Origin of the sequence: Mixta mediterraneensis (assembly GCF_014946725.1) — a bacterium.
GTDB lineage: Bacteria > Pseudomonadota > Gammaproteobacteria > Enterobacterales > Enterobacteriaceae > Pantoea > Pantoea mediterraneensis.
In genome coordinates this window covers 489034-501931 of record NZ_JACFXY010000001.1, presented here as the reverse complement: position 1 = coordinate 501931, position 12898 = coordinate 489034, and the positions used below count along the sequence as shown (strand labels likewise).

General features: G+C 52.4%; 14 protein-coding genes. 11 read left to right on the top strand and 3 right to left on the bottom strand.

Features of this window, described 5'->3' with window-relative positions:
• The first annotated feature begins 160 nt into the window (after positions 1 to 160).
• Positions 161 to 1435, top strand: a complete 1275-nt coding sequence (locus H2P46_RS02540) for a multidrug efflux MFS transporter (protein WP_193403648.1) — start codon at positions 161 to 163, stop codon at positions 1433 to 1435.
• Here the strand turns inward: H2P46_RS02540 and H2P46_RS02535 are convergent.
• The gene (locus H2P46_RS02535; protein WP_193403647.1) at positions 1317 to 4454 is read right to left on the bottom strand and encodes a beta-galactosidase; all 3138 of its coding nucleotides are present in this window, start codon (positions 4452 to 4454) and stop codon (positions 1317 to 1319) included. The two genes, H2P46_RS02540 and H2P46_RS02535, sit on opposite strands and share 119 nt — an antisense overlap.
• A gap of 263 nt (positions 4455 to 4717) precedes the next feature.
• Here H2P46_RS02535 and H2P46_RS02530 point away from each other — a divergent pair, with 263 nt between their 5' ends.
• From H2P46_RS02530 to H2P46_RS02515, 4 genes are all read left to right on the top strand, one after another.
• Positions 4718 to 4879 (top strand): hypothetical protein, encoded by a 162-nt coding sequence (locus H2P46_RS02530; RefSeq protein ID WP_193403646.1) that lies wholly within the window; start codon positions 4718 to 4720, stop codon positions 4877 to 4879.
• 211 nt (positions 4880 to 5090) lie between these two features.
• Complete coding sequence (gene iraP, locus H2P46_RS02525) at positions 5091 to 5345, top strand: anti-adapter protein IraP (RefSeq protein ID WP_193403645.1); 255 nt, start codon at positions 5091 to 5093, stop codon at positions 5343 to 5345.
• Positions 5346 to 5467: 122 nt separating this feature from the next.
• Positions 5468 to 5770 (top strand): PsiF family protein, encoded by a 303-nt coding sequence (locus H2P46_RS02520; RefSeq protein WP_193403936.1) that lies wholly within the window; start codon positions 5468 to 5470, stop codon positions 5768 to 5770.
• Positions 5771 to 6023: 253 nt separating this feature from the next.
• A complete protein-coding gene (locus H2P46_RS02515; protein ID WP_193403644.1) occupies positions 6024 to 7550 on the top strand; it encodes an FAD-dependent oxidoreductase in 1527 nt (508 codons plus the stop codon).
• Between the two features lie 185 nt (positions 7551 to 7735).
• Here the strand turns inward: H2P46_RS02515 and proC are convergent, their stop codons facing one another.
• Positions 7736 to 8548 carry a pyrroline-5-carboxylate reductase gene (gene proC, locus H2P46_RS02510; RefSeq protein WP_193403643.1) on the bottom strand — a complete coding sequence of 271 codons (813 nt, stop codon included), beginning with the start codon at positions 8546 to 8548 and terminating at the stop codon, positions 7736 to 7738.
• A 91-nt stretch (positions 8549 to 8639) separates the two neighbouring features.
• Here proC and H2P46_RS02505 point away from each other — a divergent pair, with 91 nt between their 5' ends.
• From H2P46_RS02505 to H2P46_RS02495, 3 genes are read left to right on the top strand one after another with little or no spacing between them, the layout of a single operon-like run.
• Entirely contained in the window at positions 8640 to 9149 is a 510-nt protein-coding gene (locus H2P46_RS02505) for a hypothetical protein (RefSeq protein ID WP_193403642.1), read from the top strand.
• Positions 9150 to 9158: 9 nt separating this feature from the next.
• On the top strand, positions 9159 to 9602 hold the full coding sequence (locus H2P46_RS02500; protein WP_193403641.1) for a DUF421 domain-containing protein: 444 nt from the start codon (positions 9159 to 9161) through the stop codon (positions 9600 to 9602).
• A 9-nt stretch (positions 9603 to 9611) separates the two neighbouring features.
• Entirely contained in the window at positions 9612 to 10061 is a 450-nt protein-coding gene (locus H2P46_RS02495) for a YaiI/YqxD family protein (RefSeq protein WP_193403640.1), read from the top strand.
• A gap of 2 nt (positions 10062 to 10063) precedes the next feature.
• Here the strand turns inward: H2P46_RS02495 and H2P46_RS02490 are convergent, their stop codons facing one another.
• The gene (locus tag H2P46_RS02490; RefSeq protein ID WP_193403639.1) at positions 10064 to 10717 is read right to left on the bottom strand and encodes a DUF2076 domain-containing protein; all 654 of its coding nucleotides are present in this window, start codon (positions 10715 to 10717) and stop codon (positions 10064 to 10066) included.
• A gap of 283 nt (positions 10718 to 11000) precedes the next feature.
• Here H2P46_RS02490 and aroL point away from each other — a divergent pair, with 283 nt between their 5' ends.
• The 3 genes from aroL (at position 11001) to H2P46_RS02475 (ending at position 12855) form a co-directional block, all read left to right on the top strand.
• On the top strand, positions 11001 to 11525 hold the full coding sequence (aroL, locus tag H2P46_RS02485; protein WP_193403638.1) for a shikimate kinase AroL: 525 nt from the start codon (positions 11001 to 11003) through the stop codon (positions 11523 to 11525).
• A 116-nt stretch (positions 11526 to 11641) separates the two neighbouring features.
• Entirely contained in the window at positions 11642 to 11833 is a 192-nt protein-coding gene (locus tag H2P46_RS02480) for a YaiA family protein (RefSeq protein WP_193403637.1), read from the top strand.
• Between the two features lie 269 nt (positions 11834 to 12102).
• Entirely contained in the window at positions 12103 to 12855 is a 753-nt protein-coding gene (locus H2P46_RS02475; RefSeq protein WP_193403636.1) for an IclR family transcriptional regulator, read from the top strand.
• Positions 12856 to 12898 lie beyond the last annotated feature (43 nt).

The window sequence follows — 12898 nt, the reverse complement described above, 5'->3', positions numbered from 1 at the left end:
CCCACTGAGAAAATAAGCAGCCGGAAAATATGCACGCGGCGTATCGTTAAATCTCAGCGTAAAACTGCGTTTTGCATAACGTGCCATGTTTTGTCGCTCAGTAATGTTAATCAATTGTTAGACTAAGCGTTCATTTGACCTGCAAGCTGCCCGCATACCTATGTTTCGCACAGGAGAATCCTGGAAAATAAACCTGATTTCGGTCTGGTTTGGCTGTTTTTTCACTGGGCTGGCAATCAGCCAGATCATTCCTTTCCTGCCGCTGTATATCGAACAGCTCGGTATTAAAGGCGCGGATGCGCTTAGCCTCTGGTCTGGTCTGACGTTCAGCGTCACTTTTATTGTCTCAGCGGCGGTCGCGCCGTTGTGGGGTAGCCTGGCGGACCGTAAAGGGCGCAAGTTGATGTTACTGCGCGCCGCGTTCGGGATGGGGGCGGTAATTTTATTGCAGGCTTTTGTGACGCAGGCGTGGCAGCTTCTGCTGCTGAGAGCATTAATGGGATTAACGTCGGGCTATATTCCTAATGCAATGGCGCTGGTGGCGGCGCAGGTGCCGCGTGAACGCAGCGGGTGGGCGCTAAGTTGCGTAGCCACCGGTCAGATTGGTGGCGTAATTCTGGGACCAATGCTCGGCGGTTTGCTGGCCGACTGGGTCGGTTTGCGTATGGTATTTATCATCACTGCTGTTTTATTAATGATTAGCTTTTTAGTGACGCTGTTTCTGATTAAAGAAACTGGCTATACGCCGGTGAGTAAAAAGGACAAGCTCAGCGGACGCGAATTGTTTCGCTCGCTGGAGAATCCAAAACTGATGGTTTGCCTGTTTTTTACCACGATGGTGATCCAGATGTGTAACGGATCGGTGAATCCGATCCTGACGCTGTTTGTGCATGAACTGGCTCCTTCCGCTGAAAATATCGCTTTTCTCAGCGGTTTTATTGCCGCGCTTCCAGGTATTTCGGCACTGCTTTCTGCACCGCGCCTGGGACGGCTGGGCGATCGCATTGGTACGCAGCGTATTCTGCTGGCAACCATGATAATTTCGCTGCTGCTGTTTATCGCCATGTCTTTTGTCACCAATGCGACCCAGCTTGGCGTGTTGCGCTTTTTGCTGGGTTTTGCCGACGGCGCGATGATGCCTGCGGTGCAAACGCTGCTGGTGCGGCATTCACACGACAGTATTACCGGCCGCATTTTTGGATATAACCAGTCATTTATGTACCTGGGCAACGTCACCGGGCCAATGCTCGGCGCCGCGGTTTCGGCGCTTGCCGGTTATCGCTGGGTTTTCTTCGCCACTGCCATTGTGGTACTGATCAACGTATTTTTTCTGCGTCGCTTTTACCGCCGCCCGAAAACCCCACTGGCGCGGCCTGTTGATGAATCGTCAGAACATAATGCCAGCGCTGCTGAGTCAGCAAAAACTCGTGGCTGACGCTGGGACTCCGTGAATCATCGCCACCAACGCCCATATGGCAGGCATCAAGATGCAGCCAGCAGCCCGCTTCAGGCTGCAAAAGGTGACGATGCGACGTCTCACGCAACTGTTCAAGGCTGAAGCGACTCAGCGAAAAAGCGAAATCGCCACTGACCTGCCAGCTACCGCTGTTAAGCTGTTTTGTTGCGCCGCGTAAACCGTTTTCACTGGGGAAGACATAGGGCGTATAGAGCGCGTCTGGCGGTAAATTCCAACGTGAAAACTGCGCTGCAAGCTGGCGGTCTGGATAGTTTTCATGCGGACCCAGGCCCAGCCATTCCACTTTTTCAGGCACATGGGTTAACTGACAGCGTAAACCTATGCGGGCTGGCGGCGGTAAACCGGCAGCCTGTTCCACCGATACGCTGATTTGCATTTCGCCCTGCGCATTAATGTCGTAGCGCTTGCGGCTGATAAAGGCGATTTGGCCATTAGCATGCCAGCTGTGCAGCGTAGCGATTTGTACCGCGTTGTTTAAGGCATCAACGTGTGTCGATTCGACGCGGCATTCCATCTGGTCATAACCTGCCGTTTTCCAGCGTTCAACCCAGGCGTGGGGATCGATATGTCCGGCTTCGCTGGTGCCAATATCGTTATCCAGGGGCGCACGAATAAAACAATCGCGCAGCGGCGACAGCAGCGTTTCTTCACCGTTCACCAACCACTGCACCAGCTCGCCGCTGCGACGCGAGAAATGCCAACGCTGCTGCTGGTGGCTGACGGCAATCAAATCGTGATTAAACTCCAGCTCCGGCGGGCAACCCGTTTCATTCCAGTCAGGTAAACTCAGCGCCGCTGGCAGTGGCCACTGATCCCAGGCCACACGCCAGTCGGCATCGGCCCAGGCTGTTGCGTTTATCTGATGCACAGCAACATTCAGCCAGCATTCCCCTGTTAAAGCATCGGGTGGCAAGATGTTCACCGATTGCTGACCTTGTGGCGGTATCGCTAATACCACTTCTCCCTGCGCCACAACATTGCCCTCCTGCTCAATGCGCCAGTACAGCCGTTCGTTATCGCTGCTGCGGAACAGATATTCACTGCTGACTGTAAAAGCGAAGGGATTATCAGCATCCGCCTTAAACTGGAAAAACTGCTGGGCGCGCTGCGCTTCGAAGAGCGCTGGATGCGGCGTGCGGTCGGCAAAGACTAAGCCATTCATGCAAAACTGGCGGTCGTTAGGCTTATCGCCAAAATCGCCGCCGTAGGCTTGCCACGTCTGGCCCTGATCGTCATAGCGCGTCAGGCTCTGGTCAGCCCAATCCCAGACGAAGCCGCCTTGCAGGCGTGGAAACTGGCGAAAGGCTTGCCAGTATTTCGCGAATCCGCCCAGGCTGTTGCCCATGGCGTGGGCATATTCACACAGGATGAGCGGGCGTGTTTCACCGGGCTGGCTAATCCATTTTTTTAATGACCATTTTGGCACAGCGGGGAAAGGCTGATCCTGATCGACGCGCGCATACATCGGGCAAATAATATCAGTCGCAGTCGTATCAGCGCCGCCCCCTTCATACTGGACCGGACGTGTGGGATCGGCGCTTTTTACCCAGCCATATAACGCATCATGGGTACTGCCGTGGCCCGCTTCATTGCCTAAAGACCAGATAATAATGCTGCAATGATTGCGGTCGCGCTGCACCATGCGCGTCACACGTTCGCTGTAGGCGGCAAACCAGCGGGGATCGTCCGACAGGCGATTCATCGGCTGCATACCGTGCGTTTCAATATTGGCTTCATCCACCACATACAAGCCATAGCGATCGCATAACCGATACCACAACGGATGTTGAGGGTAATGCGAACAACGCACTGCATTAAAGTTGTGCTGCTTCATCAGTTCAATGTCGCGGCGCATTGACGCTTCGTCAACTACCTGTCCGCTAACCGGATGGTGCTCATGGCGATTAGTACCGCGTATCAGCAGCGGCTTACCGTTTAAACAGAGCAGGCCATTAGCAATAGTGACGCAGCGGAATCCGACGTTATAGGCTTCTACCTCCAGCACCTGCCCGCTGTTGTCCAGCAGCGCCAGCGTGGCGCGATAGAGATGCGGCGTTTCAGCGCTCCATAACGCTGGCTGCTCAACCCGCAAGCGCAGCCGGGCGCGCTCGGGATACGCGCCTCGTTCGTCAATAATCGCACTACCCAACGGTTGCTCACACTGGCCGATTTGCTGTTCGCCCTGCCATAATGTCAGGCGCAGGCGATAGTTTTCCTGCTCATTTGGCGGCAATTTTACCTTTACCAATGCGCACAGGCTGGCGCTGTCAAACGTCGGGCTGAGTGGTGTTTCAAGCTGAATATCTGCCAGATGCACGTCCGGCTTATGCAGTAATGTGACGTCGCGAAAAATGCCGCTCATGCGCCACATATCCTGATCTTCCAGATAGCTGCCATCACTCCAGCGCAGCACCATGACGGCAAGACGATTTTTACCCGGCTGCAGTATCAGGCTGAGATCAAACTCAGCGGGCAGGCGGCTGTCCTGTGAATATCCTACCCATTTTCCGTTACACCACAGATGAAAAGCCGAATTTACCCCATCAAAGATAATGCGCGTCTGCCCGGATTCCAGCCACGCCGCATTCACATTGAATGTGAGCGAATAGCAGCCGGTTGGATTCTCTACGGGGACATAGGGCGGATTGACTGGAATCGGATACTGCACATTTGTATAGATGGGCGCATCGTAGCCGTGCATTTGCCAGTTAGCGGGAACGGGCAGCGTTTTTGCATCAGGTAAATCCTGCAGCAGCCAGCTGTGTGGTACGGCTTCAGGGCAATGGAAATAACTGAATGTCCATTGCCCATTCAGGCTTTGCAGAGCAGGTGAGGAGAGATCATCTCGTGCGGCATATTCATTGCGCCAGCTGGCGAAGGGAGGATGCGTATCCAGTCGGTGCAGCGAGGTAATGACCGGATTTTCCCAGTCGTGGCGGGCAATAATTTCACCAAAAGCAATTTGAGCATTCGACATGCTGGCATCTCTAAAATGTAATGCGCTCACAATGCGTAAAATTTTACTGACTGTAAAGAGCCTGACTTAACGATTTAAGCAAAGTTTTACTGGGCCTGAAGGCGGCTTACGAGGCGATGTGTGGGTTTCTTGTCTTGTTACTGCCAGTAATATGTTAAGGCTGGTCAGTAAAAGTTAATAGCGACGGGATACAGAGGATTCTGTCTTGTTGGCATTTCAGGGCGCTCATACACTCAGCTCGTTTTCTTCACCCTGAGGTTGATATGGTACGGATTGTTAAGCTGGCTGCCGTTGTGGCATTGGTTACCGCGCTGAGCGGATGCATTTCCCCCCCTCCTGGTGGTGGCGGCGGTGGTTGGGGCGGTGGTGGACATGGCGGCGGGCATGGTGGCGGTCCGGGTCGTGGCTTTGTTGACCCGCGTTAATATTCCTACAAACGGTATTTAACGGTGAGCGAAACGTTTAACGTTTCTGGAAGCGATTAAGGAAAACGTTTCGCTCGCGATTAATAAAAATAATAAAACCCTGTTTCGCTATTTTTTTATTTTAACTTGCTGAAACAAAGCTAAAAAATAACTTTTTTTTTTATTCAGGCTGGTGATAACTTCAGCTTTTCCTCACCGCTGAGGCTGCAGCATGAAATACCTTATTGCTGAATTACTGGATAAACTTGCTGAGAAAGAAGAAGCGTCTAAAGAACTGGTCGCGCAAATTGAAGCGCTGGAAGTTGTGGTGACAGCGATATTGCGAAAAATGGAGTCTGACCAGCAAAAGTCGATCGCTGCCGGTATTGAAACAGCAATGATCAATGCCGGCGCTGATGCCTCTGATGAAAACGCCATTTTACTACGTAATTACATCGACAAACTGTTAAACCATCCTCGCGTTTAATGTCTGGGCGGAGGGCGGTATCGCCACTTTTGCGATCCGCTTACCGATCACATTTAAAAATTCACCCTTTCTTTTATTGCCTGCCAAACTTATCGGGTCCCTGTGATAAAGGAGAAGCAATGATGAAAGGCTGTTTGGTAGCGATAGCCATGGCAGGATTACTGGCTAGTGGAATTGCCAGCGCGGCAGAAAAAACGTCGCAGCAGGAAAAAATGGCACTCTGTAATCAACACGCTGGTTCGCAAAGCCTGAAAGGCGATGCACGTAAAACCTTTATGAGTGATTGCCTGAAAAAAGACAGTAAAATGTCCAGCATGACGCCGCAACAAATGAAAATGAAAATCTGTAACAGCGACGCTGGTGATAAAAAGCTGACGGGTGAAGCACGTAAAAGTTACATGAGTCAGTGTTTGAAAAAGCGTTAATTAGCGTAACGGCCACTGCGGTGGCCGTGATTAATTGGGGGCCAGTTATTTCATTTTTGCCTTTTTTCCGCGCTACGCTTAAATCGCTTTTCTTTATTAAAAAACCTCAATAAACAACGCACTGGCCGTTTCGATTTACATTCAGACAATAGCACCCTGGATCTTTTGCCACACTTACTGTTTGTAAGGTATTACGCAGTGCTTCGCTTATTACTGCGTAATTAATAATGAGAACAGCGAAAGGAGCCATGTCGTGAATTATCAATCTGTTGTCGCCTTGATCGATCTCCCGCAACGTCAGCCAACCAAAAAGAAGCTGGGTGAAACCGAAGTGCTGCTGATACGTGACGGAGAAAGCGTTCACGCCTACCAGGCTAAATGTCCTCACGCTGGCGCGCCTTTAGAGCAAGGTGCTATTTGCGGCGATAAGCTGGTCTGTCCGTGGCATAAAGCGGTGTTTCAAATAGCAGACGGCAAAATGTGTGAGCCGCTGGCGTTGGCCGATCTCAGGCAGTATCCGGTACGCATTGAAAACGGCAATGTGATGGTGAACCCCAAAGCCATGTCACCTGCGGCACCGATTGGCAGCGGAGCAGATTCGCCGGTATATGCGGTTCTGGGCAGCGGAGCCGCCGGAAGCGCCGCGCTATGGACGCTACGTCATGACGGCTTTAAAGGTCGCGTGGTGCTGGTAGAGCGCGAGGAAGATGCGCCTTACGACCGCACCACGCTAACTAAATTTGTGCCAGCAGGTAAGATGAAAATCGATGACGTTCCACAGTTGCTGGGAGGCGATGTGCTGGAGCATATCGAACGCCTCCAGGCGAACGTCACGCGTGTCGATAGCAAACAGCAGCGGCTGATTTTTGAAGAGGGTGGTGAACTTAAATTCGATAAATTATTGATTGCCAGCGGCGGTACACCCACGAGGCCAGATTTACCTGGCAGCAATTTAGCCGGTGTGCATGTGCTGCGCAATAAACGTCAGACCGAGGCGTTGCTAACGGAAGTGGATAAAAGTCAACAGATTGTGATTGTCGGGAATAGCTTTATCGGGATGGAAATGGCTTCAGCGCTTCGAAACCGTAACGTTGAGGTGACCGTGATTGCACGTCATCCGGTTCCCTTTGCTAAACAATTTGGCGAAGAGATTGGCCAGTATTTCTATGACCTGCACAAATCCAATGGCGTGAAGTTTGTTGAGGGCGAAACGGCATCGCTAGAAGGCGAGCACCACGTTACCGGGCTGCGTTTGAAAGACGGCAAGGTGATTGCTGCCGATGTAGTGTTATTCGCCACCGGCATTAAACCTGCAACACCCTTTATTCATGATTTGCCACTGCTGGATGATGGTAGCCTGCAGGCCGATGAGCAGCTGCGGGTAGCTGAAAATATTTGGATTGCGGGCGATATAGCCACCTATCCATCAGCACAGGGTCCGTTGCGTATTGAGCACTATCGCGTGGCGCATCAGCAGGGTCGCATCGCGGCAAAAAATATGCTTGACCAAAATATCGTCTATGACCGCGTACCGTTTTTCTGGACCGCGCAGTTTGGCACCCGCTATGAATATGTCGGACATGCGAAGGAATGGGACGAATATAAGTTGGTCGGTTCGCTGGAGGATAAGAAATTTATCGCCTTTTATGGTCAGCAAGGCCAGTTAGCGGCGATCAGCTCATGCGGGATGTATACGCTGACGGCAAAGTTTGTCAGAAAAATGCAGGAGCCGATGACGGTGGAAGAAGGGCTGGCGCTGTTTGAAGAGAATAAGCCTTAAAAGCTGAACGATATATTTCAGCGCGCCTGTTTTAAAATAATAAACCCAGCAGAAACGCATCTCAAATGGCAACGTGCCCCGCACCAGGAATGGTAAGGGGCCGAGCGTCGACGGATAACGAATGGCCTTTTCACCATTACGTCAGCCTTAACTCACACCAGCCTCAGGCGGTTTAGTCTGATCGTTTACGCGCCACTTAACTTTTCAGATTTCGCCATACAGCGCTGCATGGCTTCGATCACCGCCGCCCGGAAGCCTTTTTCTTCCAGCACTTTCACCGCTTCAATCGTTGTCCCCCCTGGCGAACACACCATATCTTTCAGCTCGGCGGGATGTTTGCCGGTTTCCAGCACCATTTGCGCCGACCCCTTAACCGCCTGCGCGGCGAACTGGTAAGCCTGCGCACGCGGCATACCACCGAGCACGGCTGCATCGGCCATCGCTTCGATAAACATAAATACATAAGCGGGCGCAGAACCGCTCACACTCACCACGGAATGGATCAAATATTCGTTTAACACTGCCGCCTTGCCAAAGCTCTCAAAAATAGTGACGACATCCTCAAGCTCTGCTTGCTCAACCAGCACGTTCGGCGTCACGGAGGTCATACCTTCACTGACTAAGGAGGGGGTATTCGGCATGGCGCGGATAATTTTGCGATCGTGTCCCAGAACTGACGCCAGCGAGTCCAGCGTTACGCCTGCGGCAATGGAGACCACTACTGCGTCCTTTCGCAACTGTCCGGCGAGATCGTTAAGCACCTTCAGAATGACGTTCGGCTTCACGGCGGCAAACAGAATATCGACCTCACGTGCCAGCGCTTCGGCGCTTCCGGCCGCGTTAATGCCGTATTGATCGGCCAGTGCCTGATTGGTAGCGGGTTTGCGATCATAAATCCAGATGCTGGACGGCGCGATCTTTCCACTGTTCACCAACCCGCCAATGATAGCTTTCGCCATGTTGCCACCGCCGATAAACCCGATTCTCTTCTCTAACATCGCCGTTTCCTTAAGAAATTTTCGATTTTCTGAGCGGGTTAGCTTACTTCAGCCATGATTAATAACAAGTCAGTCAAAGAGAGGATACCCGATGTCGCATGACGAACAGCGCAGCAGAGACTACCCGGTAAAAGAGGACATGCCGTGGCAACGCCTTGAATGGCGCATTCAGCGTGTTGGTTATGCCCTGTTGGTATTGATTGTTATTGCCGGTGCCTGCGGGGTGTTTTCTAAAGGTTTTCTCAGCGACCAGCAAGTCAGCAGCAGCGATGGGCGAATGCAGGTGGATTACGAACGGTTTGGCCGCCTTGACAGCAATATGGATATGAACCTTCATCTGCATCAACTGAAGGGGGATTATTATCAAATCACGATGAGCGGTGAACAACTTGATGAGCTGCAAATTCAAACGTTACAACCTCAGCCTGACGAAGCCTGGAGCGATGCCCATACGCTGATCTTACGCTGGCTGCGTCGGGCCGGGCAGCAGGACGCAACGATATGGCTCTCAGCACAGCCCCAAAATTACGGACGGTTTACCTTCACCCTACAACTCGACGATAGCAGCCAGGTTAAATTGACTTCATTGGTTTACCCCTAGGAGAACGGCATGGAAACGGTATTACGTGCGGCCAGCATGTATTTATTATTGATGGTAGTGCTGAAAGTGGCGGGACGACGCACCTTAATGGAAATGACCTCCTTTGACCTGATTCTGTTGCTAATCATCAGTGAAGCTACGCAGCAGGCATTGCTGGGAGATGATTTCTCCGTCACCGGCGCGTCAATTACCATCATTACGTTGATTGTGATCGATATTCTGTTTGGCATGTTAAAAAACTGGTTTCCGCGCGTTGAAATGCTGATTGACGGAACCTCGCTGATATTGGTCGAAGAGGGCAAACTGCTTTCGCAACGCGCGCGAAAGGCCGGTGTCAGCGAGGATGACATTCTGCAAAGTGCGCGCAGTTCGCAGGGCCTGGAGCGGCTGGACCAAATTAAATTTGCCATTCTGGAGAAGAACGGCAAGATCTCCATCATCTCCCGAGAATAAGGAATTGAAATGGCTATTTGGGTTGATGCAGACGCTTGTCCAAATGTAATAAAAGAGGTGTTGTATCGCGCGGCAGACAGAACCCAAACCCTGGTGACGTTCGTTGCGAATCAGTTTCTGCGAGTGCCTCCGTCGCCTTATCTACGCACCTTGCAGGTGCCAGCAGGTTTTGACGTGGCGGATAATGAAATTGTCAGGCGTGCGGAGCCGGGTGATCTGGTGATCACGGCCGATATTCCCCTGGCGGCAGAGGTGATGGAGAAGGGCGCTGCGGCATTAAATCCTCGCGGCGAACGCTATTCGTCAGCAACGATTCGCGAGCGACTGACGATGCGTGATTTTATGGATACGATGCGCGCCAGCGGCGTACAAACGGGCGGCCCGGCGGCGATGAGTCCGCGTGACCGCCAACAATTTGCGAACGAGCTGGACAGCTGGCTCAGACAGCAGAAGCGCTGAGTTTAGACAAAGTTGTCGTCGTCGAAATCATCACCGCCAAAGTCGTTCAGATCGTTATTGTCGGCAAAGTTGTGATCCCAGCCGCTGTTGGGATCGAGAAATGACTGATCGCCCCCGTTAAAGGTATCAAGGTTATCATTCACATCCGGTAATGGCGGCTCGTTAATGATATTTACAATCTCCTCAGGCTGCGAATGGTGGAACATGCTGGTCAGCATATCTGCCATTACCACCCCGCCCGCCACGCCCACCGCCGTTTGCAGCGCGCCGCCGAGAAAACCGCTGCCGCGAGCGGCGGGAGCCTGGCTATATTGCGGTTGCTGCTGAGGCGCACTATTCCAGAGTGGCTGCTGCTGCGCGGGGGCCTGATGACGCGAGCCGCCAAACAGCCCGGAAAGGAAGCCGCCGCTGCTCTGCTGTGGCTGCTGTTGCTGTGCCATACGGCTTTCCAGCTCGTTAATACGGTCGTTCAGCTTTTTCAGGGCAGCTTCCTGAATCAGAATTGCCTGCGCCATATAGTAAGGTGCGCCCGGTTGCGCCTGCAGATGCTGCTTAATCCGCTGTTCGGCATCGGCGTCGCGCGCCGTGGTTTGGCTTTCAGCCTGTTTCAAACGGCTAAACAGCCCATCAATCAGTTGTTGTTCTTCGCGTTGCATGATGACTCTCCTGTTGCGACTGTTATGAGTATATGGGGCCGATTAAGGGGAAAGTAAAACAGCAGGCGTAAGCAAATGTTGCAAGGCGGTATAACCAGGCAGGATGCACAAAACGTGCATCAAATAGCTAAAATAAATCAAAAGGTTAAGGTAAGTTAACTGGGCCGGGCAAGCATTTCATGCTTGATGGGTGGAGGTGATAATAAAATCCGGTTATTATGCGTTGCATTATTGAGCTGAACGCGCAGCCTTTCCCGGCTGCCACGGCGGAGGAACTGCCCTGATGTCATTACCCATCTTTCTGATTGGCGCACGCGGTTGCGGCAAAACCACCGTTGGCGAAGCGTTATCGCAGGCGCTGGGTTATGCCTTTCGTGACACCGATCACCATCTGCAATATGTTACGCAACGCAGCGTAGCGGAAATGGTTGCGGAAGAAGGCTGGGAAGGTTTCCGGGCGCGTGAGACTGAATCATTAAAGGCGGTTACCGCTCCTGCCACCATTATTGCCACCGGCGGCGGCATGGTGTTAGCGGAAGCGAATCGACGCTTTATGCAGGAACAGGGCCGGGTCATCTGGCTAAGCGCCCCGCCGGAAATATTAGCGGAACGACTTGAAAATCAGCCCGAAGCGGAACAGCGGCCAACCCTAACCGGCCGCCCGATAGCTGAAGAAATGGGCGAGGTTTTGCGTGAACGCGCGCATCTTTATCGTGCGGCAGCGCACCATGAAGTCAATGCTATGCAGGCGCCGGAACGCGTGGTTGATGAAATTCTGCAATCCCTTTCGCTGGCGCGAGCCAGCTGAACTAACCTACAGATTTTTCTTGCTTTAATCGCTCCTTATCTCCTGTTATCTATACTTACTGCCTGACAGGTGCTCATCTGTCAGGTGGAGTGCCATTTAGCCAAGAGGGATTGAATATGCCAACAAGACCACCGTATCCACGTGAAGCGCGCATTGTGCCGGTAGAAAAAGGCCCGGAAGGCAGTCGGGTCATCTCGTATGAACTGCGTGCCGATCATCCCACCCCCAATTCGCTCATCAGTGAATATAAAACGGAAGCCGAAGCGCAAGATGCTAAAGCGCGCTACGAAGATATAGAAAAAGAGTAGGACAGGCCCGCTGGCAAGGATGCCAGTAAGCGGCTTTATTCGTCCCCGCCATATTTACTTCAATTTTCCGCAAAACACCTTTCTTCCTGCATCCCATCCTGCGTTTTAACCCTGCCGTAAGACAAAACACCAGTCGTGGGCCATTTGTCGAATAATTAAACTGTATGAAAATCGGCTGGTGAAAAATTCCGGCTTGACCGAGCTCATCTCACGTTTTACTTTCGGTTTACCCAAACAGGAACTGAGTTCCATATATTGAAACTGGCACTATGACCACCCTTGAAAATGCAGCCGCCGTGCTCAGGCTGTTCCAGCGTAAAGGTATTACCCAGGGACATGCGGGGCTGACGTTTACCGAAGTGGTTGAGGCGCTCACGCTGCCGAAAAGCACCGTGTCGCGCCTGCTGGCTACCATGGAAAATCAGGGGCTGCTGGAGCGCGATCCAGAAAGTCGCTGCTTTCATATTGGTCGCGTATTGCTGGCGGTGGCAGGCCACTACCTTTCTGCGCCGCTGGTTGACAGCGTATCACCGGCGATGGTGCGCCTGGCGTCCATTACTGGCTGCATGGGCTACATCTCTAAGCTGGATGGACGTGAAGTTTTGGTGATGCGGATGTTTCATGGTCGTCACTTTACGCAGTTAGTCACGCCGCCGGGCAGTCGCATGCCTGCTGCCGCAACATCGACCGGGCGGGCATTGCTGTCACTGTTAAGCGATGAAGATATTAGGGCCCGTTATCAAGATCAGTGGGAAAGGGTAGCGCCGAATTCGCCGCGGAATGTCGAGGAGCTGTGTGAAAAATTAGCGCAGATCCGCCAGCAAGGCTGGTCACTGGCGCAAAGCGAAACCTTAGCCGGTATTAGCTCTTTGTCAGTCATTGTTAATAACAAACATCATGGCGAATCGGTGGCGCTCTGCCTGTCGTTTCTGTCGCAGGAGGCGGAGCCGGGATACCCGCCAGCACTATTAGACGCTTTACGCGCAACGGCTACAGAGATGGCCGATAAATATGGCGCGTAATGTCTCAACGATTTTATCGGCGTAATACTTTCGCCAAACCGGG